Below are 21,841 nucleotides of genomic sequence, written 5' to 3'. Positions count from 1 at the left end.
CGGTCACGCGAACACCGGCAGCAGCAGCCGGACAGCAGCCCCGACGACGACGAGCGCGGCGAGCGCGTACCACGGCTCCTTCCTGACGGTGCGTCCGGCGACACTGCCGAGGCGCTTCACTCCGAACGCGACGCCGACGACGAGGCCCGCGAGGGTGACGGCGGCGCCGGGGTAGCCGATAGTGGGAAGGTAGCCAGCGACGGCGCCGACGCTCCCGCCGAGCACGGCGGCGTGCCACTCGCGGAACGTCAGCGGATTCTCGGAGAAGACGGACTCCGACTCGGGCATTATATTCCGGTTGTTCAGCGCGGAATGTAACGCTTCGGGCCGCGTGCGTATCGGGACGGAGAGAACAGCGGGGCGCCGTCAGTCGGCGGCGACGGGGGTTTGACGCGCCTCGGCCATGGCGAGCACGTCGTCGAAGAAGTCGAGGGTATCGTTCGGCCCGGGGTTGGCTTCGGGGTGGTACTGGCGGGTGAGGACGTCGAGCGCCTCCGAGTCCAGCCCCTCCGGGGTGTCGTCGTTGACGTTGACCTGCGTGACGTCGAGGTCGCCGGGGTCGGCGACGGTGTAGCCGTGGTTCTGCGTGGTCATGACGACCCGACCCGAGCCGTGGTCGAGGACGGGCTGGTTGACGCCGCGGTGGCCGAACGCCATCTTCTCGGTGTCGCCACCGAGCGCGCGGGCGACGACCTGCTGGCCGAGGCAGATGCCGGCGATGGGGACCTCGCCGACGTACTCGTCGACGAGGCGTTCGGCGGCGCCGAAGTTCGCGGGGTCGCCGGGGCCGTTGGAGACGAACAGCACGTCGGGGTCGATGGCGTCGACGTCGGCGGGCGTGGCGTCGTAAGGGAGCTGGTGGACGGTGGCGCCGCGGTCGACCAGCGAGTCGACGATGGACTGCTTGGCGCCGCAGTCCACGAGCGCGACGTCGGTGTCGCCGTCGCCGTGGACTTCGGGCGCGTCGACGCTGACGCGCGCGCCGATGTCCGTGAGGTCCGAGAGGTGCGGGCAGTCGGCGAGCTGCGCGCGGGCCTCGGCGGGGCTGGCGTCGGGGCCGGCGGCGATGCCGACCTGCATCGCACCGCCCTCGCGGATGTCGAGGACGAGGTCGCGGGTGTCGATGCCGTCGACGGCGGGGACACCCTCGTCGCGCAGCCAGTCGGCGACGTCGTCCGTGAGTTCGCGGGCGACGACGGCGCTGGGGTGGACGCGGTCGGACTCGGTGCGCTCGGGGCGGACGCCGTAGTTCCCGATGAGGGGGTAGGCGAACGTGAGCACCTGGGCTTCGTAGGAGGGGTCGGTGAGGCTCTCCTCGTAGCCGGTGTACGCGGTCGTGAAGACGAGTTCGCCGCGCGCCGTCCCCGGGGCGCGGGCTGTCGCCTCGACCACGTCGCCGGTCTCGAGCGCGAGGTAGGCGTCTGGCATTACGAGATTCACACGCATCTGCGGACTATAAATCTTCCTTTCGTAGATTGGCTACGATTTTCGTAATCCTTTTTGTGTGCGTCCCGGTACGATGGGTATGGACGACGTCGACCGCCAGATTCTGGACACGCTGCGACGAGACGCGCGCACCCCCTACACCGAGATCGCCGACGACATCGGCGTCAGCGAGGGCACCGTGCGCAACCGCGTCGACCAGCTCGTCGAGGACGGCGTCATCGAGCGGTTCACGGTCTCGACCTCCACCGGGAACGTCAAGGCGATGATCGAGATCGGGGTGGCGATGGACGTCGACACCCACGAGCTCGGCGACCGCATGGTGGAGTGGGACGCCGTCGACTTCGTCTGGCAGGTCTCCGGCGAGGACGACATCGTGCTGGTCGTCGACGCCGCAGACACTGGTGGCGTCAACGACCTGATGACGAAAGCCCGCGAGCAGGACGCGGTCGTGTCCACGCGCACGCGGCTGATTCTCGACGAGAAGCTCGGGTGAGTCGAAGCGCTATTAGGCCGGGTCGCCGTGCGTGAGAGCATGAGCGAGACCGAGCCGAGCGTCTCCGTCGAATCCAGCCGGGACGACGAGACCGCCGAGAACGCCGAGCAGGCCGTCGTCGCCGTCGACGCCCACGACGAGCGCGAGGGGCTGGCGAACCGCCTCGACGCCCACACCGGGGACGGCATCCGTCACCGCGCGTTCACCTGCCTACTGTTCGACGAGGACGGTCGCGTGCTGCTCGCGCAGCGCGCCGAACGCAAGCGCCTCTGGGACACCTACTGGGACGGCACGGTCGCCAGCCACCCCGTGGAGGGCCAGAGCCAGAAGGAAGCCACCCGCGAGCGCTTAGAGGAGGAACTCGGCATCACTCCCGACCAGTACGGCGACCTCGAGGTCACGGACCGCTTCGAGTACAGGCGCCACTACCTCGACCAGGGTCTCGAGTGGGAGGTCTGTGCGGTCCTGCAGGCGACGCTGCACGACACGAGCTTCGACCGCGACCCCGAGGAGGTCGGCGGCGCGATGTGGGTCGACTACGAGGACCTGCACGAGAACCCCCGGTACTACCGCCAGCTCCGGCTGTGCCCGTGGTTCGAGATCGCAATGCGCCGGGACTTCGAGGGCGACGCCGACCCCGTCCCGGACGGCACGCGCGAGTAACGCCTCCGGAGCAGCACCCACCGCGAGCACCACCGCGACTTTTCCGTACCGGCCCCGAATCAGGGGGCGTGTTCGTCCTCACGCGGGACGCCTACGACGCCGTGCTCGACCACGCGCAGGCGGACGCGCCGCTGGAGGCCTGTGGCGTGTTCGTCGGCGAGCGCGACGGCGACCAGCGGCGCGTGACGGCGGTCCGCCGGGTGCCGAACGTGGCGGACGCACCGCGAGTGCGGTACGAGCTCGACCCGGAGACGACGCTGGCGGTGTTCGACGAGGCGGAGGCGACCGGGATGGAGGTCGTCGGGTTCTACCACTCGCACCCGTCGGGGCCGGGGCGGCCGAGTGCGGCGGACCGCGAGCACGCGCGGTGGCCCGGCCACGTGTACGTCGTGGCGTCGCTGGCCGCGCGGCCGCCGACACTGGACGCGTGGCTGTGGACCGGCGAGGACTTCGAACGCCAGCCTGTCGCCGTGCGCGATTAGTCAGTTGTATCACTAGGTTATTTGCTCGCGGGAGCCCACCGGCCACGTATGGCGTTCAGCGACACGCTTCTCGCCGAGGCCGAACCGGTCTGGGCCGCCCAGTACGACCACTCGTTCGTCACGGAGCTCGCCGCCGGCACGCTCGACGACGCCGCCTTCCGGCACTGGGTCGAGCAGGATTACCGCTACCTGCTGGACTACGCCGACGTGTTCTCGCTGGCGGCCGCGCGCGCCGACGACGAACAGACGACCACTCGGCTCGCCGAGACCGCACACCGCGTGCTCGCCGACGAGCTCGACCTCCACCGCGAGTTCGCCGCCGACTACGGCCTCACCGCCGGGGACCTCGAGGCCGTCGAGAAGGCTCCGACCTGTCAGGCCTACACCGACCACCTCGTCCGCTGTGCCCGCGAGGGCGGGCTGCCGACGGTCGCTGCCGCCGTCTACCCCTGCGGGCAGGGTTACCTGGACGTCGCCGACCACATGGCGGAGCTGGCGGACGGCCAGCACCGCTACACGCCGTTCGTCGAGAAGTACACCAGCGACGCGTTCCGCGAGACTGTCGGGTGGATGCGCGACCTGGTCGACCGGCTCGCCGACGAGCGACCGGGCGCCCGCGAGGCCATGCGGGCAGCGTTCCACCGGAGCGCGCGCCTCGAACACGATTTCTGGGAGATGGCGTACACCCAGGAGACGTGGTCGGTGTCGCCGCAGCGCGCGCCCGACACGACGGCGGACTGAGTCGGTCGCGTCAGCCGCGGATCGCCGTCCAGACGCCGACCGCGCCCAGAAGGATGGCCGGAATCATCGGAATCGCGAGGTAGGTGTCACGGAATCCCAGCCCGAAGCTGCCGGGACCGACCCAGTAGATGAACGCCGGCGCCGCCAGCCCGCAGAGCGCGAGCACGCCGACGACCAGCCACTGGGAGCGCTTGCTCATCGCCGTGCGCGTCGCGGCCTCTTGGGGCTCGTGGGGGTTCGCCATCAGTTGTACTCGCTGTCGGGTCTAACGACTACCTTCCCAAAGCCCTCCCGGTTCTCCAGCAGTTCGTGGGCGCGCGCCGTCTCGCTCATCGGGAGCACGTCCCGGACTCGGACGTCGAAGGTGCCGTCCCAGACGTGCTCGAGGGCAGCGTCGGCCTCGCCGGGCGTCGCCATCGTCGACCCCAGAATCGACAGCTGGTTCCAGAACACGCGCTGGACGTGCGTCTCGGGGCGGCCGCCGGTGGTCGCGCCACAGGTGACGAGTCGGCCGCCCTTCGCCAGCGACCGCAGGGAGTCGTCCCACGTCGCCTCGCCGACGTGGTCGACGACGACGTCGACGCCCCGCTTCCCGGTCTCGGCGCGGATCTCGTCGGCGAAGTCGGTCTCCTCGTAGTTCACGACGTGGTCGGCGCCGAGCTCCTCGGCGTACTGGAGTTTCTGTTCGGTGCTCGCCGTCGCGAACACCTCCGCGCCGGCGTGGTCGGCGATCTGGACGGCGGCGTGGCCGACGCCGCCGCTTGCACCGAGCACGAGGACGGACTCGCCGGGGGAGACGTCCGCTCGCGTGTTCAGCATCCGCCACGCCGTCTGGAAGACCAGCGGTGCGGCGGCGGCCGTCTCCCAGTCGACGTGGTCGGGGACGGGGACGAGGTTGTCCGCCGGGACGGCGGCGTACTCGCTGTGGACGCCCGGGACGTGCTCGCCGATGACGTGGAACGACGCACACAGCGGGTACTCGCCGTTTCGGCAGAACTCACAGGACCCACACGAGACGCCCGCCGACAGCGCCACCCGGTCCCCGTCCGAGAAGCGCCGGACGTCCTCGCCGACCTCGGCGACGACGCCGGCGCCGTCGCTGCCCGGCACGTGGGGCATCTCCAGGTCGAGGCCCGGCATCCCCCGCCGGGTCCACACGTCGAGGTGGTTCAGCGCGCCCGCCTTCACGTCCACCAGTACCTCGTCGCGGCCGACCTCGGGGTCCGGGACCTCCCCGTACCCGATGACCTCGGTGTCGCCGTGCCCGTCGAAGGTGACTGCGTCCATGGCCGGTGGGTCGGCGTCCCCGACCAAAACTGTGGGGACTCCGGCGGGCTGGCGCCCAGCCTTTTGTCGGCGGCCCCCGTAGCCTGCCCGTATGGTCGACTTCCAGTCCCGGGACACGCGACAGGACGACGAGGACAGCGGGGAGGAGGAAGCGGAGGGCGAGGGCGACGGGAGCGAGCACGGGGACGAGGCCGACTCGCCGGCGGAAGACGAGCGAGCACACGACCACGAGGACGACGACGAACACCACCATCACCACCACGACGCCGAGCAGGTCGGCGTGGCGGTGCTGACGGTGTCGTCCTCGCGGTCGCTGTCGGACGACCCGGCCGGCGATACCATCGTCGAGGCGTTCGAGGCCGACGGCCACGAAGTCGTCACGCGCGAGCTCGTCGCGGACGGCTACGACCGCGTGCAGTCCGCGCTCGACAACCTCGCCGGCCGCGAGGACGTCGACGTCGTCGTCACCAGCGGCGGCACCGGCGTGACGCCCGACGACGTCACGGTCGACGCCGCCCGGCCGCTGTTCGACAGGGAACTCCCGGGCTTCGGCGAGGTGTTCCGTCGGCTCTCCTTCGACGACATCGGCACCAAGGTCGTCGGCTCGCGAGCCACCGGTGGCGTCGTCGAAGGCACGCTGGTTTTCTGTCTCCCGGGCAGCGAACACGCCGCGGAACTCGGGACGGAGTCAGTCATCCTCCCCGAAATCACCCACCTCGTCGGACTGGCGAGGCGCTAGGCGTCGTCCACTCACAGCGGAGAACAGCAGAATCGGCCGTCGGCTACGGAGACGGGTCGCGGGACGCGTCGGATTACTCGTCGCTGGAGGTCGTCGTCTCGTCGTCGCTGGAGGTCGTGGTCGTCGCGTCGTCGTCGTCGTCGTCCTCAGTGGCTTCCTCCTCGTCGGCTTCCTCGTCGTCTGCGTCGTCAGCAGTCTGCTCGTCGTCGGCAGCGGCCTCGTCGCCGTCAGCCTCGTTACCGAGCAGGTCGCCGAGCGCGGTCCCGAGGTTGTCGACCTCGTCGTTCAGGAACGCGTCGATGCGGTCGTGGATCTGGCCGACGTGGTCGGGCACCTGCTCGGGGAGCTCGCTCGGCGGCCCCCGCGTGGCCTCGGTCTCGTCGCCGTCGTCGGCCGCGGGCACGTCACTCGGTGGGCCGGCGTCGGCAGCCGTCTCGTCGCCGTCCGTGGCGTTCTCGTCGGCGGCGTCGTCGCCGCTGGCACCGCGGTCGGTGTCGTTCGTGCGGTCGGCTTCGTCGGGTGCGTTGTCGGACGCCGGTTCGGCGGGCGTGGCGGCGCCGGCAGCGGCCATCCCCGCGAGGAGGACGGACGCGGCGACGGCGACCGCGAGCAGTTTTCGAGCGTTCATTGCACTCGGGTCGAGGCGCCACACCCACTTCAACCGGGGAAGCGCTGAATCCGAGTTCCAGTGCCTCGGCCCGCCTCAATCCCGATTAACCCGATTTACGTCGAGTTGTCGGCCCGAAACGGGAACGACTACGGTGGCGCCCCCGGAACCCGGGGTATGGACAAGCAGGCGCTCCGCGAGCGCGTCTGGGACGACCTCGAAGCCAGCGGCGCGGCTCGGTTCCCGTTCCCGCCACACGGCCGCATCCCGAACTTCGCCGGCGCGGACGAGGCCGCCGACCGCCTCGCGGAGACCGACGCGTGGCAGCGGGCGGACACCGTGAAGGGGAACCCCGACGCCCCCCAGCTCCCCGTTCGGCGCGCGGCGCTGCGAGCCGGGAAGACCCTCTACGCCGCCGTCCCCCGGCTCCGCGACGAGGAGTGTTTCCTCCGCATCGACCCGGCGGACGTCGACGACGTCGACGCAGCCACGACGGTCTCGGGCATCGGCGAGTACGGCGAGCCGGTCGGCCCCGAGGCCGTCGAACCCATCGACCTCGTGGTCTCGGGGAGTGTCGCCGTCACCGCTCGCGGCGAGCGCGTCGGCAAGGGCGAGGGGTACAGCGACCTCGAGTTCGCGCTCCTCCGCGAGTTCGGGCGCGTCGACGACGACACGACCACCGTCACCACTGTCCACGAGCGCCAGGTCGTCGACGACGGAGTCCCGACCGGTGCCCACGACGTGCCGATGGACCTCGTAGTCACACCCGAACGGACTGTCGAGACCGAGTACGAGGGCGGCAAGCCCGCTGGCATCGACTGGAGCGCCCTCGACGAGGAGCGACTCGAGGAAATTCCCGTGCTCGGACGGCTGCAGGAGTAGCCGTCAGCCCCGCTCGTACGTGAACACGCCCGCCGGGTGGTCCCGCGCAGTTTCGGCGTTCGGAGCGACGCCGGTGTCCCGGCCGTGCGGAGCTTTAAGCCGGAGAACGCCGTATTCTGGCGTAGATGCCGCCAGCGAGCGACGACGCGCCCGACGAGCGCGACGAGGTCAGCGACGCGGCCCCCCGCAGCGACCCCGACCGGGACGCGGCCGCCGCGGCGCTGTCGGCGGCGCTCGACGACTGCGACGGCGAGCCCGAGTGCGACCGCTGCTCGAAGCCCGCCGACTACTTCCTCTACGAGCCCGGCCGGGTGGAGACGTTCGTCTGCTGGGAGCACGTCAGCCCGTTCTCGGCGGCTGTCGACGACCCCGAGGACGCGCGGCCCGGCCGCCCGCTCGCGCTCTCGCTGTGAGAAAGCGCCCTGCCGCTACCCCATCGGCGCCATCGTCGCCGTGAACACCGCTACCGCCTCGCTCTCGTTGCGGGCGCCGTGGGGGACGCCGCGCTCGTGAACGACCACGCCCGGCGCCGTCACCGTCTCCTCGTCGTCGCCCTGCACGACGACCAGTTCGCCCGAGAGCACGTGGAAGGCGTTGGTCTGGTCGGCGTGCTCGTGGGGTTCGACCTCGGCGCCGGGGCCGAGCGCGAACGCCTTCACGAGCGCGTCCTCGCTGAAGAACAGCTCCTCGGTGACGACCTCGCCGTCGTCGGGGTCGAGGTCCGGGTAACGGTCGATTGCCATACCGGAGGAACGCGGGCGGGGGACTTCAGTCCCGGGCCGGAGCGAGGTCCCCGGGGGCGGGTTGGTTCAGGCCGTCAGTTCCTCGGCGACGGCCTCGGCGTCGAGCAGCGCGGGGTCGACCGTGAGGTCGAGGACGCCTTTGACGAACTCGGGGACGCCGTCGCCCGTGTACGCGACGGTCTGGAGGTCGGGGTTCTGTTCGCGGGCGACGGGAATCGCGGTGGCCTCGTCGACGTCGACGACGACCAGCAGGTCGGCGTCCGCGACGCCGGCGTCCTCGAGTCGCTCGCCGGACGCCACGCCCTCGAGGCGGGTCACGTCGACGCCTTCGGCTTCGAGTGCGTCCGCGATGTCGGCGTCGGCGGCTCCTACGACGATTGCGTGCATACTGGTGGCTGGGGGCGGCTGGCTGAAGAACCTGCCGAGTCGAAGCACGGCGACCGGGAGCGGACGGGGTTACTCGTACTCGATGGTGGCGGGCGGCTTGTGGGTGACGTCGTAGACGACCCGCGAGACCTCGTCGATGGTGCCGGCGATGCGGGACTGCAGGCGCTGGAGGGTCTCCCACTCCAGTTCCTGGGCGCGGGCGGTCATACCGTCCCGGGACTCGACGGACCGGACGGCGACGACGTGGCCGTGGACGCGGTTGTCGCCCTTGACTCCCGTGGCGCGGCCGAGCACGGCGGCGAACGCCTGCCACGGCTCGTACTCCTCGAGTTCCTCCTCGACGATGTGGGTCGCCTCCCGGCAGACCTCGACCTTCTCGGGGGTCACCTCGCCGATGACGCGCACGGCGAGCCCCGGGCCCGGGAACGGCATGCGCTCGCTGATGATCTCCTCGAGGCCGAGGTGGCGCGCGACCTCCCGGACCTCGTCCTTGTAGAGGTCGCGCATCGGCTCCACGATGCCGTCGAAGCCGACCCGCTCGGGCAGCCCGCCGACGTTGTGGTGGCTCTTGATGGTGCCCTCGCTCTCGATGCGGTCGGGGTAGATGGTGCCCTGCACGAGCTGGGTTGCGTCGACCTCCTCGGCGACCGTCTCGAACTCCCGGATGAACTGCTCGCCGATGACGTGGCGCTTCTCCTCGGGGTCCGTGACGCCCTCGAGTTCGTCGAAGAAGCGGTCGCGGGCGTCCACGATGCGGAGGCTCTCCATGTAGTCGAAGACCTCTCGAATCTCGTCGGTTTCGCCCTTCCGCATCAGGCCGGTGTCGACGTAGACGGGGACGAGCTGGTCGCCGACGGCCTCGTAGGCGAGCGCTGCCGCCGTCGAGGAGTCGACGCCGCCCGACAGCGCGATGATGGCCGTCTCGTCGCCGAGTTCCTCGCGGATCTCCTCGCGGGCGTCCTCGACGAAGGATTCGACGTCCACCATCAGTTCGTCACCTCCGCTTCCGCGTCGCCGCGAGCCGGGTCGACGTCCACCCGTTCGAGCACGGCGTCGAGGAGGCCGACGAAGGGCGGACTCGCTCTCGTGGGCCGCGACCGGTACTCGGGGTGGAACTGCGTCCCGAAGAAGAACGGGTGGTCGTCGTACTCCACGATCTCCATGCGGTTGCCGGCCTCGCCGGAGAACGTCAGGCCGTCCGCGGTGAGCTCGTCGATATACTCGGGGTTGACCTCGTAGCGGTGGCGGTGGCGCTCCGTACAGGACGTGTCGCCGTACAGCTCGTGGGCGAGCGTGTCGGGCTCGATCTCGGTCTCGTGGGCGCCCAGGCGCATCGTCCCACCGAGGTCCTCGAGGTCGTACTGCTCGGGCAGCAGGTCGATGACCGGGTACGGCGTGTCCTCGTCGATCTCCGCGGAGTGCGCGCCCTCCATCCCGAGGACGTTGCGCGCGTACTCCACGACCGCCAGCTGGAAGCCCAGGCAGAGCCCGAGGAACGGCACGCCGTTCTCGCGGGCGTACCGAATCGCCTCGATCTTGCCCTCGGTGCCACGAGAGCCGAAGCCGCCCGGGACGACGATGCCGTCGGCCTCCTCGATGCGGCGCTCGTGGTGGTCGTGCATCTTCTCGGAGTCCACCCAGAGCACGTTCACGTCCACGCCGGCCTCCAGCCCGGCGTGCTTGAGCGCCTCGTGGATGCTCATGTAGGCGTCTTCGAGGGCGTACTTCCCGACGAGCGCGACGTCGACCTCGCCGGTGCGCTCGCGGGTGACGAGGTCACGCCACTCGGTCGACTGCTCCGCCTCCGGGAGCGCGTCGTCGGCGATGTCGAAGCGCTCCATGACGTACTGGTCGAGGCCCTCCTCCTCGACTTTGAGGGGGACGTGGTAGACGTCCTCCACGTCCGGGTTCGAGAACACGGCGTCGTTCGGGACGTCACAGAACAGCGCGATCTTCTCCTTGACGTCGGGGTCGAGGCGGTCCTCGCAGCGCCCCACGAGGATGTCCGGCTGGAGACCGATAGACCGGAGCTCCTTCACGGAGTGCTGGGTGGGCTTGGTCTTCTGCTCACCGTTCTTCGAGTACGGCACGAGCGTGACGTGCGCGAACAGGATGTCCTCGTCGTCCTGCTCGTGGCTGAACTGCCGGAGGGCCTCGAGGAACGGCATCCCCTCGATGTCACCGACCGTCCCGCCGACCTCGACGAGACAGACGTCGCTGCCCTCGGCCGCCTCCCGGATGCGGCGCTTGATGTTGTCGGTGACGTGGGGGATGATCTGAACGGTCTTCCCCAGATAGTCGCCCGAGCGCTCCCGCTCGATGACGTCCTGGTAGACCTTCCCCGTGGTGACGTTGTGGTCGGAGGTCATGTCCTCGTCGAGGAACCGCTCGTAGTTCCCCAGGTCGAGGTCGACCTCACCGCCGTCGTTCAGGACGTACACCTCCCCGTGCTGGTAGGGATTCATGGTGCCCGCGTCCACGTTCAGGTACGGGTCGATCTTCACTGCAGTAACGTCGAAGCCCGCGTTCGAGAGCAGTCGTCCGAGACTCGCCGCCGTGATGCCCTTCCCGAGGCCCGACATCACGCCGCCAGTCACGAACACGAACTTGCTCCCGAGAGAGGGGTCGTATCCGGTCTCCGTCGGCATACTGACCGTCCGGCAGGCCGAGCAAAAACCGTTTCGGGACGCCCGTCGCGCGACAGAGCGTGCCACCCGAGGCAGCGACCGCCCGACGCGGGCCGACAGCCGCGCTCCGGGGCAGAGGAGACTCAGCACAGTCTCTCGGCTGGCGAGACCGGCCGACGCCCTAGCAGGCGTCTCCGAGGAACGGCCCGACCGTCTCGGCGACGGTGTCGAGTTTCCCGACGAAGAAGTGGTCGCTGTCGCGCTCGACGACCTCGCAGTCCAGCTCGCGGGCGGCGTCGACGACCGGCTGCCAGTCGGCGGTGTCGTCCCGCGTCGCGTACACCACCTGGACGGGCGCGGTGACGTCCGCGAGGGCGTCGGCGGCGTTCAAGCCGGCGGGGAGCTCGGCGGCGGGCGCGAGCAGTGACACCGCACACAGCTCGACCTCGGTCGTCGCGGCGGCGAGCGCGGCAATCGAGCCGCCGAAACTGAATCCGAAGACGCCGACGGTCCCGTAGCGGTCGTCGGCCCACCGGAGCGCGTTCCGGGCGTCCTCGCGCTCCCCCCGGCCCTCGTCCCAGTCGCCGTAGTCGAACCGCAGGCACGCCAGGCCCTCGCCGACGAGGTACTCCGAGACCGCTTCGAGGCGGGCGTCACCGCGGTGGCCGCGGTGCTGGGGGTGCGGTGGACACGTGACGACGCACGCCGACGCCCCGCCGGGTGGCGAGTCGAGCGTGGCTTCAACGTCCCGCGCGCCGGGTACGAGTACGGTCTCCTGGTCCATACCCGAGCGTTCGCCAGCCCCCGCCGTGTAGCCTGCGATTGCTGATAGCGGGTAGCGTTACGTGCCCGGCCGGCGAACGGCCGCGCATGGAGGTGCGGACGAAACGCGTCTACGAGGACCCGGCGCCCGGGGACGGGGCGCGCGTGCTCGTCGACTGCCTCTGGCCGCGCGGGGTCAGCAAGGACGAGGCAGCACTCGACAACTGGGCGAAGTCCGTCGCGCCGACGGACGAGCTCCACGAGCACTTCGACCACGACCCGGAGCGCTGGGCGGCGTTCCAGCGGGAGTACCGCGCAGAACTCGACGACGAGCGCGGCGAACTCCGGTCGGAGGTACTGGAGTACGCCGACGACGAGACGCTCACGCTGGTGTGGGCAGCGAGTGACGAGACCCACAACAACGCCGTCGTCCTCGCCGCGTTCCTGCGCGAGGAGCTCCTCTGAACGCTGGGCGCGACGGCGACCGGTTCGATGGCGATCCAACGCAGCGTATCGAATCCTCCCTGGGTGTTCGTCAGGGCCTCGGCGGCTATCGGAGTGGGGCGGCTCCAGCAACCAGCGTTTTCCGCGCGAACCGTCAAGCGGGGAGTAATGGGTTCGAACGCGGACGAAGAGAGCGAGGCTGAGGACGGCCCAAAGAAGGGTGACCAGCCCAGCGACACGATGCGGGAGCGGGTGCCCGAGAGCTCTCGGAAGTTCTGGTTGCTGTTGAACGCTAACCGGTGGCTCGTCGCGGGCGGCATCGTGGCGGGCGTGTTCGTCACACTCGTCCTCGTCGGAACCCTCCACCCGACGAGCGTCCGGACGTTGCTGGACGGCGGTGACCCGATGGAGACGCTGTTCCAGGGACTGCTGACCGCAATCATCACGGGCGTGACGCTGGTGTTGACGCTGAGCCAACTCGTGCTCTCCCAGGAGCAGGGCCCAGTCGGCGACCAGCGCGAGCGCATGGAGGGCGCGATGGCGTTCCGGTCGGACGTCGAGGACGTTATCGAGGAGCCGGTCAGCCCGGCCCAGCCGTCGGCGTTCCTGCGGTCGCTCGTGAAACTCACGAAGCAGCGGGCGAACGCCGTTGACGACGCCGTCGCGGCAATCGACGACGCCGACCTGAACGATCGGGTAGCGGGGTTCGTCGAGGACGTCGAGCGCAACGCGGCGGCGGTCGAGCAGAGCCTCGAGGGCGCGCAGTTCGGCACGTTCAACGTGGTGTTCGCCGCGCTGAACTACAACTACTCCTGGAAGATATACGCCGCGCGGCGACTCCGCGCGGAGCACGCCGACTCGCTGGACGACGACGCGCGGGCGGCCTTCGACGACCTCGTGGAGGCACTGGAGCTGTTCGGGCCGGCCCGCGAGCACTTCAAGACGCTGTACTTCCAGTGGGAGCTCATCAACCTCTCGCGGACCATCCTCTACGCCTCGATTCCGGCGCTCGCGGCGGCCGTGATGGGCATCGTCTACCTCGAACCCGCGCTGTTCCCGGGCACGCTGCTCGGCGTCGAGACGGTCCTGCTCGTCGTCTGCGCGGGCGTGGCCATCTCGCTGCTCCCGTTCGCCTTCCTGCTGTCGTACATCCTCCGCATCGTCACGGTGACCAAGCGGACGCTCTCCATCGGCCCGTTCATCCTCCGGGAGACGGACCGCTCCGGGGAAGTCGACTACGAGGAGTGACGGGAACGGCTCCTTCTGAATACGAATCCGCTCAGGTCATACAGGCAATCCACACGTGTATCCGCAAGGAGGACTCGGGATGCTGCCGTTGTACTCACCGTCATCACCGCAGTTGGGAGATACGTCTCCAGTCGAGCTAGTATCCTCAGAAGTTGGTCCGGGGGTACACATCTCCGGTTCTGGGTCTGCAGCAACTACTGGACTGGCAATTCCGACCACGACGAGCATGACACAGAACAGTACAAGTATTCTATTCGCCATATTTCTGTCTAGGGATTGTACATTAATAAATTTAAGCGTGGATTATTGGACAGTAGATATTTAACTGAGCGGTCAGAAAAATAGGTATGCGGACTCTCGCACTGTGCTGCTGCTTACTTCTCCTACTCGCTGGATGCCAGGGAACACCGGCACCGGGCACGTCCACGACGACGGCCCCGCCAACCCAAGAGGGGTCGATGATATCCACAGAACACTCGACGCCCGGTACTACTACCGATAGACACCGTAACATCGACGTAGACGGTGGTGAACTCCCGTACGACGTGGGTGAGGTCTGGCAACGAGTCGCGGGAATAGTAGGGGCCGACGTGGGGCCACCAGTAGCGGTCACCGTCGAGAACCTCTCCACGGAAAAAACGCAGACTCCGCCTCGGTTCCAGCAGTTGCTCGGCGTCGAAGGGTCCGCCAGTGGTGGTCCACTCGGACGAACGACGCCGCCGGGGAACCAGATAACGCTCGACGACTCCGCACTTAATCGCAGCACTGGACTGGAGACGACGCTCGCACACGAGTACCTACACACCATACAGATGCGACAGAACTTCCTCGAGCCGCTCTGGGACGAATTCCACAGCACACGGGACGGAGTCAACACGTACAGGGCAATCGTCGAGGGCAGCGCGACGTACGTGTCGCAGCGGTACACACAACGGTACACGAACTATACGCAAGTTAATCTCCGGAAGCGGTATCAGAACGCCACGGGAACGACGAAAATTGATGCGGCACCCTACTACTTCGGGACACGGTACGTCGACACGACACTCACATCGCCCGAACAGCTTCACCGAATCTACGAGAATCCGCCACAGACGACCGAAGAACTCCTCCACGCGCTCCCCCCTGGAAGCGAGCCAGTGGCACCGCTCTCGGTGACTGTCGAGACGGCACGAGAGACGACAGTCCAGAAGCGGTTCGGCGAGATGTACGCGAGGGCACTCCTAGGTACCGCACTCAGTGAGTCCACCGCGGCCCAGGCTGCCGACGGCTGGGGGAACGACAGACGTGTCGTGTTCGGCAGCGGAACCGCCAGGGATTACGCGTGGATACTACGTTGGGACGACCCCGCTAATGCCACCGAATTCGAGCGTGGCGTCGAAACGTATCTGGACGCCCGCAGCGAGTTGAATGCGACCGCCAAACTGACCCGCGTAGCGCCGGAGACGACCGTGCTACTCGTCGGAAGTGAGTCGTTTGTTGGGAGTGTCTCGGCAACTGGGACGAACGGAACGGCGACAGTACGGGCGTAGCGAGAGTATTCGGACCAGGAATGGCAGGCCCTATCACTCCACGAGGAAGTCGGGTTCGGTGCGCTTGCCCGCGACCTCGCTGTCGAGGTGGTCGACGAACGCGTCGAGGGCGATGTCCTTCTGTTCGCGCTCCTTGCGGTCGCGCACGGAGACGGTGCCGGCGTCCTCCTCGTCGTCACCGGGCACGAGCATGTAGGAGCTCTCGGAGCTGTCCCGGCAGCTGCTGTACGCCGCGATGCCCGCACTCGGCGTGTCTGTCGCCACCGTCCTGCTGTTCGACCCCGCGCAGTACCCGGGGGCGACGTTCGGAGTGAATCACGCCCTCGTCGCCGTGAGCGCCGCGACGACCGTCGCCGTGTCACCGTTCGCGTTACTACTGGCGTACATTCTCCGCGTCGTCACCGTCACCAAGCGCACGCTGTCTATCGGCGCGTTCGTCCTCCGGGAAACCGACCGCGCGACCAGAGACCGCAACTCCAGCGACTACAGCGAGTAGGGCGGCCGCCAGGGCCCCAGCCGGTCGACGGCGCCGTGGGTGGCGACGAGCACGAGCACGCCGACACCGAACGCCACGACGTCCAGCGCGTCGTCGGCGATGCCCAGCGAGACGATCAGCACGGTCGCGTACGCGGGCGGGTGGAGGCTGTCGGTGGCGGTCATTCCGACGGTGGCGACGACGGTCGCGACCAGCGCCGCGGCGATGCGGCGCAGCCCCGCCGTCGACCCGGCGGCGGCGTCGAGCAGCGGCGTCGCCGTGCCGGCGAACGCGAGCACCGCGAGGAACGCCGCGAGCGCGCCGACGAACTGACCGACGACGACCCGCCGCGGCCGGTCGTCGATGGCGGCGAGCACGTACGCCGACGGCCCCAGACTCGGCAGCAGCGCCGCCGTCCCCGTCGCCCACGCTATCGCGCCGAGCACGGCCAGGAGGAACGCGACGTACGTGCCGGCGCCGAGGCCGACCGGCGCCCGCGACATCAGCCAGCTACGCGAGGAAGTCGGGTTCGGTACGCTTGCCCTCGACCTCCGCGTCGAGGTGCTCGAGGAACGTCGCGAGGGGGATGTCGTTGCGTTCGCGCTCCTGGCGGTCGCGCACGGAGACCGTCCCGGCGTCCTCCTCGTCGTCGCCGAGGACGAGCATGTACGGGACGTTGTCGTCGTGGGCCTGCTGGATCTTCCGGCCGACCGTCCAGTCGCGGTCCTCGACCTCGACGCGGTAGCCGTCGAGTTCGTTCTTCACGCGGTGAGCGTACCCGAGGTTGTCGTCCGTCACCGGGAGGATGCGCACCTGCTCGGGCGCCAGCCACGTCGGGAACCGACCGTTGTAGTGCTCGATGAGCACCATGAAGAACCGCTCGTAGCTCCCGTAAAGCGCGCGGTGAATCATCACCGGCTGGTGGGCGTCGTTGTCCGAGCCCGTGTACTCCAGGTCGAAGCGGTCGGGCATGTTGAAGTCCAGCTGGACCGTCGGGCCGTCCCACGAGCGGCCGAGCGCGTCGGAGAACCCGAAGTCGATCTTCGGCCCGTAGAACGCGCCGTCGCCGGGTTCGACGTCGTAGTCGACGCCCTGCTGGTCGAGCACCTCCCGGAGCTGGTTCTCGGACTGCTCCCAGATCTCGTCGCTGCCGACGGACTTCTCGGGGCGCGTGGCGAGCGCCACCTCGTAGTCGAGGTCGAAGGTGTCCAGGACCTCGATGATGGTGTCCATCAGCCGCCGGACCTCCTCCTCGATCTGGTCTGCGCGCGCGAACACGTGGCCGTCGTCGATGGTGAACGCCCACACCCGACTCAGCCCGGAGAGCTCGCCGCGCTGCTCCTTGCGGTACACCTTGCCGTCCTCGAAGTACCGCACGGGCAGGTCGCGGTAGCTCCACGACCCCTGATTGAAGATGGTGGCGTGGCCCGGGCAGTTCATCGGCTTCAGGCCGTACTCCTCGTCGTTGACGTCGAGGAGGAACATGTCGTCGACGTAGTTGTCGTAGTGCCCGGACTGCTTCCAGAGCTCCGTGCGGAAGAGGTGCGGGGTCTCGACCTCCTCGTAGCCCATCTCGCGGTTCAGGCCGTGGACGAACTCGGAGAGCTCCCGCAGCACCGTCTTCCCGTTCGGGTGATAGAGGGGGAGGCCGGGGCCGGTGACGTCCGGGATGGAGAACAGGTCCATCTCCCGGCCGAGCTTCCGGTGGTCGCGCTCCTGGGCCTCCTCGCGGCGCTCGAGGTAGTCCTCGAGTTCGCTCTCGGTCGGGAACGCCGTGCCGTACACGCGCGTCAGCGTCTCGCGCTCCTCGTCGCCCCGCCAGTAGGCAGCGGAGGTCTCCAGCACTTCGAAGCCGCCGATTTCGCCAGTGGAGTCGACGTGCGGGCCGCGACAGAGGTCCTCGAACTCGCCCTGCTCGTAGAAGCTCACGGGGCCGTCGCCCGCCGCCTCCGTCTCGAGAATCTCGCGTTTGAACTCGTTGTCCTCGTACGTCTCCCGGGCGTCCTCGCGGGCGTACTCGACGCGCTCGACGTCGAGGTCCTCGTCGATGATGGCCTCCGCCTCGGCCTGAATCTCCGCGAGGTCGTCGGCGTCCAGCTCGACGTCCGCCACGTCGTAGTAGAAGCCCTCGTCGGTGTACGGGCCGATGGTGAGCTTCGCGTCGGGGTGGTGGCGGAGGATTGCCTGCGCGAGCACGTGTGCGGCCGTGTGCCGGAGCGCGTCGAGGTACTCGTCGCTCTGGTCCGTGACGATCTCGATCTCGCAGTCCTCGGTGATCGGCTGTTCTTTCGCCACCAGCTCGTGGTCGATCTTCCCAGCGACTGTGTCACGGCCGAGGCCAGGCCCAATTTCGTACGCTACGTCCTCGACCGTCGCGCCGGACTCCACGTCGAGCGTGGACCCGTCCGGCAGCGTCACAGTGACCGAACTCATTACACCCTCTGTTCGCCGGGAGGCCTCCATAAGCCTGTTGAGACTGTGCTAGTCCGTCGGGGCCCAGTCCCGTCCGTCGACCCGCCGGTTCCTCGTTCGTGGTGCAGCGGACCGTGGTACGCCGACACTCGCAACTCTTATCCCCGAACCGGCCCTACGGATGGTTGCAATGGCAGAAGGTAAGGTTGACTTCTTCAACGACACGGGCGGCTACGGTTTCATTTCGACTGACGCAGACGACGTCGACGACGACGAGGACGTTTTCTTCCACATGGAGGACGTCGGCGGTCCGGACCTCGAAGAGGGTCAGGAAGTCGAGTTCGACATCGAATCGTCCCCGAAGGGTCCGCGCGCGACGAACCTCGTCCGTAACGAGTAACGCCGCCGCCCGTCGTCTCTGACGACGGCTGACTCTTTACTATCACTACAGTTACGCTCCGTAGCTCGCGCTCTGCGCGGATTCGGAGCAGCAATCCACACGTCCCAGCCGCCGGCTCGGCGCTGGGACACCTGTTCTCGGACGGTAGCCACGGGACCGCTGTTCGCGTACCGCAGTCTCGCAGCCGTTACTCTCGTGCAGCAGTTCCGGCCCGGTCGACCGCTTGCAGGTCGACGTGGCCGGCGGGCATGGGGACGCCGTCGAAGTCGTCGTCGGCCAGCAGCAGCGAGCCGTCGAGGTCGGCGTAGTCCAAAAGCGGCGCCAGGTGCGCGGCGGCGGCGATGCTGGCGCTGGACTCGATCATACAGCCACACATCACCTCGAGGCCGTGGGCCTTCGCGGTGTGGATGAGGCGCCGGGCCTCCCGCAGGCCGCCGGTCTTCATGAGTTTGAGGTTCGCGATGTCGCACCTGTCGGCTATCTGTGGCACGTCGCTGGCGGTGATGCAGGACTCGTCGGCGGCGATGGGGAGTTCAGCGCGCTCGTAGACGAACTGGAGGCCCTCGGGGTTCTCGGCGGGCACGGGCTGTTCGACGAACTCGACGCCGTAGTCCGCGACCCACTCGATGTTCCGGACGGCCTCCCGGGGGCTCCACGCTTCGTTGGCGTCGACGCGGATGGTGGCGTCCGGCGCGGCGTCCCGGACCGTCGACAGCAGCTCCTCGTCGCGGGGCGTCCCGAGTTTGACCTTCAGCGTGCCGTAGCCGGCGTCGACGGCCTGCCGGGTCTTCTCGCGCATCGTCTCGGCGTCGTCGATGCCGATGGTGTAGGACGTCTCCAGCGTGTCCGCCGGGTCCAGCCCCCAGTACTGGTACAGCGGGAGGTCGGCGCGCTTCGCGGCGAGGTCGTGGCACGCGATGGAGACGGCGGCCCGGGCGGCGGGGTTGTCCCGCACGACCTCCTTCATCCCCGTCTCGATGCGCGCGAGGTTCTCGGGGTCGTCGACGCGCTCGACGACCTCCAGCAGCGCCGGGAGGACGGCCTCGACGGTGGCCGCCGTCTCCCCGTAGTGCGCCGACGGAGCGGCGCCGCCGACGCCCGTGTTCCCGTCCTCGTCGTGGACCTCCACGACGACGTTCGCGGCGGTCTCCTGCGTGCCCCGGGCGATGGTGAAGGGGTGTTCGAGGGTGAACTCGCGGCGCTCGAACTCGGCTCTCATCGAATCGCCTCCAGCACGGCCTCGGTGCCGAACCGAACGGGGTCGTCGGCGGGCGCGTCGATAGTGTCGGCGAAGTCGGCGACGGCGTCCCGGGCGTCGTCGTCGTCGTCGACACTCCGGGTGTTCAGCATGCCGCCCACGACGTGGCTATCGCTGACTGGCTCGGCGAACGTCTCGTAGCGCTCGGGGAACGACTCGACGGGCGGAATCGCCTGGTCGTAGCCGTGGACCGAGTCCCGGCCGACCTCGTGACAGAGCACGAGCGCGTCGGGCATCGACCCGTGTAGGATGCTCGCCGTCACGCCCGAGTACGCCGGATGGACGATGCTTCCCTGCCCCTCGACGAAGACGTAGTCGTGGTCCTCGGCCGCCTCGACGACCATCCCCTCGACGGCGCCGGCGGCGAAGTCCGAGACGACGCGGTCGACCGGCACGCCCTCGCCCTCGATGAGGATGCCGGTCTGACCGGTCGCGACAAACGCAGCGTCCATGCCCTGGTCGCGGGCGTCCTCGTAGAGTTCGCGGGTGGCGGTCATCTTCCCGACCGAGCAGTCGGTGCCGACCGTAGTGACGACGGTCGCGTCGACGTCGCCGGCGGTCCCCTCGGCGACGCCGATGTCCTCGGGCGGGTTCCGGACGTCCCAGAGCTCGCAGCCGTGTTCGTCCGCGAGCGCCGCGAACTCGTCGTCGTCGGCGAGGAAGTAGTGGAGGCCGGCGTAGACGTCGGCGCCCCGTTCGAGGGCGGTCCGGACGTCCGACCGCCACGACTCCTCGAAGCCGCCGCCGATGGGCGCGATGCCGACGACGAGCGCGTCGACGGCCTCGTCGACGTCGGCCATCGAGGCGACGACCGGCGCGTCCTGCACGCCGGGGACGTGGTCGGCGACCCGGCTGCCGGCGGTGTCGCGGTCGAGGACGGCGGCCACGTCGTAGTCGGCGTACCGCAGCACGCCGACCGCGGTCTTCGCGCGGTCGGGGAACTGCTCGTGGGCGAGCAAGGCGACGTTCATGCAGAACCGGTAGCTCCCGGCCGTGGTAAACCTGATGCAGGGGGCAAACGACCCCCACGTAGTCCCGTGGCTCGTGTGAACTACCCACACACTATTTACCGGTTCGCCGCGTACCGGAACGTATGGCTACGAAGCACAGGGGTGTGACTGCGCTCGACCGGATGCGCAGCCGCCTCGAACGCGTCGACATGGAGTGCTCGGCCTGCGGCTACGAGGACGACGGCGGCCGGTGGCGGTCGACGACCGACGGCAGCCGCGTCCACTACAGCCACATCTGTCCGCGCTGCGGGCGCGTCAGAAAACGGACGTACACGCTCTGAGACGTCCGGAAAGCCGGACGTTGCTCCGCTTCGGGCTAGAGCAGCGACAGCGGTAGCGTCCAGAAGTCCTCGTGGGCGTCCGCGAGCGCGTCCTCGGGGTCGCCCGTCGCGTCCACGGCGGCCGTCGCGTCCGCGTCGAACTCACCGAGCAGCGTCTCCTGCCCGACGACGAACGTCCGGTCGGCCTCGACGTCGGCCAGCGCCTCGCGGCACTTCTCGACGTGCTCCCGTATCTGTTCGTCGCGCAGCCGCTCGAAGCGCGCCTGCGAGAACCCGCCCTTCGAGTGGTCGCTTTTCACGTTGCTCTCGAACCCCTCGAAGGACTCCTGCTGTCCGTCCTGATAGGTGCCGACTGCAAAGAGGTCTGCGCGCACCACGGCGAGCGCGTACCGGCCAGTGGGCGCGACCCACTCGCGGTCGACGCGCGCCGTCTCGCCCCACTCGCAGAAGGCCGCCGCCGGGGGATTCGGCGGCCGGAGCGCCAGCGAGACGACGCCCTCCTGGTCGCGCACGACCACGCAGGGCGCGGCTCGCTCGACCAGCGGGGCGCGCTCCCCGAGCGCGTCCCGGACCGCGTCCGGCGGGTCGTCGGGGACGTACGCCGTCAGGACCCCCTCCTCGCCGGCCTCCAGACTCGCCAGCAAGGTGAGCACGCGCTCGCGGCGCCGCCCGGTCAGGTCCGCCCGACCCCGGAAATCGGGGCCGGCGTCGTCGGCCTCCGCCCGGTCCAGTCGGTCCTCGAGTTCCTCGATTTTCGCCTCCAGTTCGTTCACGCGGCGCTCCGCTTCCTGTCGCTTCCGGGCCGCCTCGCTGCGGCGCTCCTCCTCGGCCGCCAGCTGGTTCGCCAGCGACTCCTTCTCGCCCTCCAGGTCCTCGATGCGCTCCTTGAGTTCGGTGCGCCCGAGGATGTCGTCCAGCATGG

At 69.0% G+C, this 21,841-nt stretch carries 28 protein-coding genes and 1 pseudogene; 13 read left to right on the top strand and 16 right to left on the bottom strand.

Annotated features, from left to right (window positions below):
• Positions 1-3: 3 nt before the first annotated feature.
• The gene (locus tag LT971_RS03975; RefSeq protein WP_237005554.1) at positions 4-288 is read right to left on the bottom strand and encodes a hypothetical protein; all 285 of its coding nucleotides are present in this window, start codon (positions 286-288) and stop codon (positions 4-6) included.
• A 78-nt stretch (positions 289-366) separates the two neighbouring features.
• Entirely contained in the window at positions 367-1,428 is a 1,062-nt protein-coding gene (gene carA / locus LT971_RS03970) for a glutamine-hydrolyzing carbamoyl-phosphate synthase small subunit (protein WP_237005553.1), read from the bottom strand.
• A 97-nt stretch (positions 1,429-1,525) separates the two neighbouring features.
• Here carA and LT971_RS03965 point away from each other — a divergent pair, with 97 nt between their 5' ends.
• From LT971_RS03965 to tenA, 4 genes are all read left to right on the top strand, one after another.
• Positions 1,526-1,939 (top strand): Lrp/AsnC family transcriptional regulator, encoded by a 414-nt coding sequence (locus tag LT971_RS03965; RefSeq protein WP_237005552.1) that lies wholly within the window; start codon positions 1,526-1,528, stop codon positions 1,937-1,939.
• 39 nt (positions 1,940-1,978) lie between these two features.
• Positions 1,979-2,602, top strand: coding sequence for an isopentenyl-diphosphate Delta-isomerase (locus LT971_RS03960; protein WP_237005551.1), 624 nt, complete (start codon positions 1,979-1,981; stop codon positions 2,600-2,602).
• A gap of 68 nt (positions 2,603-2,670) precedes the next feature.
• Positions 2,671-3,084 (top strand): desampylase, encoded by a 414-nt coding sequence (locus tag LT971_RS03955; RefSeq protein ID WP_237005550.1) that lies wholly within the window; start codon positions 2,671-2,673, stop codon positions 3,082-3,084.
• A 48-nt stretch (positions 3,085-3,132) separates the two neighbouring features.
• The gene (gene tenA, locus LT971_RS03950) at positions 3,133-3,825 is read left to right on the top strand and encodes a thiaminase II (protein WP_237005549.1); all 693 of its coding nucleotides are present in this window, start codon (positions 3,133-3,135) and stop codon (positions 3,823-3,825) included.
• Between the two features lie 10 nt (positions 3,826-3,835).
• Here the strand turns inward: tenA and LT971_RS03945 are convergent, their stop codons facing one another.
• A complete protein-coding gene (locus LT971_RS03945) occupies positions 3,836-4,069 on the bottom strand; it encodes a DUF7977 family protein (RefSeq protein WP_237005548.1) in 234 nt (77 codons plus the stop codon).
• Entirely contained in the window at positions 4,069-5,112 is a 1,044-nt protein-coding gene (locus LT971_RS03940) for a zinc-binding dehydrogenase (protein WP_237005547.1), read from the bottom strand. The genes LT971_RS03945 and LT971_RS03940 overlap by 1 nt, the downstream gene beginning before the upstream one ends.
• A 91-nt stretch (positions 5,113-5,203) precedes the next feature.
• On the opposite strand from LT971_RS03940, the gene LT971_RS03935 reads away from it, so the two are divergent.
• Positions 5,204-5,851 (top strand): MogA/MoaB family molybdenum cofactor biosynthesis protein, encoded by a 648-nt coding sequence (locus tag LT971_RS03935; RefSeq protein ID WP_237005546.1) that lies wholly within the window; start codon positions 5,204-5,206, stop codon positions 5,849-5,851.
• 73 nt (positions 5,852-5,924) lie between these two features.
• On the opposite strand, the gene LT971_RS03930 is transcribed toward LT971_RS03935, so the two are convergent.
• Positions 5,925-6,479 (bottom strand): hypothetical protein, encoded by a 555-nt coding sequence (locus LT971_RS03930; RefSeq protein ID WP_237005545.1) that lies wholly within the window; start codon positions 6,477-6,479, stop codon positions 5,925-5,927.
• Between the two features lie 156 nt (positions 6,480-6,635).
• Between LT971_RS03930 and LT971_RS03925 the strand changes: the two genes are divergently transcribed.
• Positions 6,636-7,340, top strand: a complete 705-nt coding sequence (locus tag LT971_RS03925) for a 5-formyltetrahydrofolate cyclo-ligase (protein WP_237005544.1) — start codon at positions 6,636-6,638, stop codon at positions 7,338-7,340.
• A gap of 125 nt (positions 7,341-7,465) precedes the next feature.
• Positions 7,466-7,753, top strand: coding sequence for a hypothetical protein (locus tag LT971_RS03920; RefSeq protein ID WP_237005543.1), 288 nt, complete (start codon positions 7,466-7,468; stop codon positions 7,751-7,753).
• Positions 7,754-7,768: 15 nt separating this feature from the next.
• Here the strand turns inward: LT971_RS03920 and LT971_RS03915 are convergent, their stop codons facing one another.
• From LT971_RS03915 to LT971_RS03895, 5 genes are all read right to left on the bottom strand, one after another.
• A complete protein-coding gene (locus LT971_RS03915) occupies positions 7,769-8,083 on the bottom strand; it encodes a cupin domain-containing protein (RefSeq protein ID WP_237005542.1) in 315 nt (104 codons plus the stop codon).
• A 66-nt stretch (positions 8,084-8,149) separates the two neighbouring features.
• Entirely contained in the window at positions 8,150-8,470 is a 321-nt protein-coding gene (locus tag LT971_RS03910; RefSeq protein WP_237005541.1) for a DUF7126 family protein, read from the bottom strand.
• A gap of 69 nt (positions 8,471-8,539) precedes the next feature.
• Complete coding sequence (guaA, locus tag LT971_RS03905; protein ID WP_237005540.1) at positions 8,540-9,457, bottom strand: glutamine-hydrolyzing GMP synthase; 918 nt, start codon at positions 9,455-9,457, stop codon at positions 8,540-8,542.
• Complete coding sequence (gene pyrG, locus LT971_RS03900; protein WP_237005539.1) at positions 9,457-11,118, bottom strand: glutamine hydrolyzing CTP synthase; 1,662 nt, start codon at positions 11,116-11,118, stop codon at positions 9,457-9,459. The genes guaA and pyrG overlap by 1 nt, the downstream gene beginning before the upstream one ends.
• A 160-nt stretch (positions 11,119-11,278) precedes the next feature.
• On the bottom strand, positions 11,279-11,881 hold the full coding sequence (locus LT971_RS03895; protein WP_237005538.1) for an alpha/beta hydrolase: 603 nt from the start codon (positions 11,879-11,881) through the stop codon (positions 11,279-11,281).
• Between the two features lie 86 nt (positions 11,882-11,967).
• On the opposite strand from LT971_RS03895, the gene LT971_RS03890 reads away from it, so the two are divergent.
• The 3 genes from LT971_RS03890 to LT971_RS03880 all read left to right on the top strand — a co-directional run bounded on the left by LT971_RS03890 (position 11,968) and on the right by LT971_RS03880 (position 15,083).
• Complete coding sequence (locus LT971_RS03890; RefSeq protein WP_237005537.1) at positions 11,968-12,324, top strand: DUF488 domain-containing protein; 357 nt, start codon at positions 11,968-11,970, stop codon at positions 12,322-12,324.
• Between the two features lie 147 nt (positions 12,325-12,471).
• Positions 12,472-13,551, top strand: coding sequence for a DUF7972 family membrane protein (locus LT971_RS03885; RefSeq protein ID WP_237005536.1), 1,080 nt, complete (start codon positions 12,472-12,474; stop codon positions 13,549-13,551).
• Between the two features lie 458 nt (positions 13,552-14,009).
• Positions 14,010-15,083 (top strand): hypothetical protein, encoded by a 1,074-nt coding sequence (locus LT971_RS03880; RefSeq protein ID WP_237005535.1) that lies wholly within the window; start codon positions 14,010-14,012, stop codon positions 15,081-15,083.
• Between the two features lie 33 nt (positions 15,084-15,116).
• Here the strand turns inward: LT971_RS03880 and LT971_RS03875 are convergent.
• Positions 15,117-15,278: pseudogene (locus tag LT971_RS03875) on the bottom strand (His/Gly/Thr/Pro-type tRNA ligase C-terminal domain-containing protein); the annotation flags it as partial.
• Between the two features lie 55 nt (positions 15,279-15,333).
• Here LT971_RS03875 and LT971_RS03870 point away from each other — a divergent pair.
• On the top strand, positions 15,334-15,579 hold the full coding sequence (locus LT971_RS03870; RefSeq protein WP_237005533.1) for a DUF7972 family membrane protein: 246 nt from the start codon (positions 15,334-15,336) through the stop codon (positions 15,577-15,579).
• Here LT971_RS03870 and LT971_RS03865 read toward each other — a convergent pair.
• Complete coding sequence (locus LT971_RS03865) at positions 15,567-16,061, bottom strand: HPP family protein (protein ID WP_237005532.1); 495 nt, start codon at positions 16,059-16,061, stop codon at positions 15,567-15,569. The two genes, LT971_RS03870 and LT971_RS03865, sit on opposite strands and share 13 nt — an antisense overlap.
• 7 nt (positions 16,062-16,068) lie before the next feature.
• Positions 16,069-17,991, bottom strand: coding sequence for a threonine--tRNA ligase (gene thrS, locus LT971_RS03860; RefSeq protein WP_237005531.1), 1,923 nt, complete (start codon positions 17,989-17,991; stop codon positions 16,069-16,071).
• Between the two features lie 169 nt (positions 17,992-18,160).
• Between thrS and LT971_RS03855 the strand changes: the two genes are divergently transcribed.
• Positions 18,161-18,370: a cold-shock protein gene (locus tag LT971_RS03855; protein WP_089669905.1), complete on the top strand. Its 210-nt coding sequence runs from the start codon at positions 18,161-18,163 to the stop codon at positions 18,368-18,370.
• Between the two features lie 187 nt (positions 18,371-18,557).
• On the opposite strand, the gene LT971_RS03850 is transcribed toward LT971_RS03855, so the two are convergent.
• Complete coding sequence (locus LT971_RS03850; RefSeq protein ID WP_237005530.1) at positions 18,558-19,589, bottom strand: dipeptide epimerase; 1,032 nt, start codon at positions 19,587-19,589, stop codon at positions 18,558-18,560.
• Positions 19,586-20,599, bottom strand: a complete 1,014-nt coding sequence (locus tag LT971_RS03845) for an N-acetyltransferase DgcN family protein (RefSeq protein ID WP_237005529.1) — start codon at positions 20,597-20,599, stop codon at positions 19,586-19,588. Before LT971_RS03845 ends, LT971_RS03850 begins: the two co-directional genes overlap by 4 nt.
• A gap of 122 nt (positions 20,600-20,721) precedes the next feature.
• Here LT971_RS03845 and LT971_RS03840 point away from each other — a divergent pair, with 122 nt between their 5' ends.
• Positions 20,722-20,919, top strand: a complete 198-nt coding sequence (locus LT971_RS03840) for an HVO_0649 family zinc finger protein (RefSeq protein ID WP_237005528.1) — start codon at positions 20,722-20,724, stop codon at positions 20,917-20,919.
• A gap of 35 nt (positions 20,920-20,954) precedes the next feature.
• Here the strand turns inward: LT971_RS03840 and LT971_RS03835 are convergent, their stop codons facing one another.
• A complete protein-coding gene (locus tag LT971_RS03835) occupies positions 20,955-21,839 on the bottom strand; it encodes a Vms1/Ankzf1 family peptidyl-tRNA hydrolase (protein WP_237005527.1) in 885 nt (294 codons plus the stop codon).
• Positions 21,840-21,841 lie beyond the last annotated feature (2 nt).

The organism is Halobacterium rubrum (genome assembly GCF_021729015.1).
Lineage (GTDB): Archaea > Halobacteriota > Halobacteria > Halobacteriales > Halobacteriaceae > Halobacterium > Halobacterium rubrum.
Note: the sequence above shows the minus strand (reverse complement) of the source record. Positions and strands in the feature narration are given on the sequence as shown.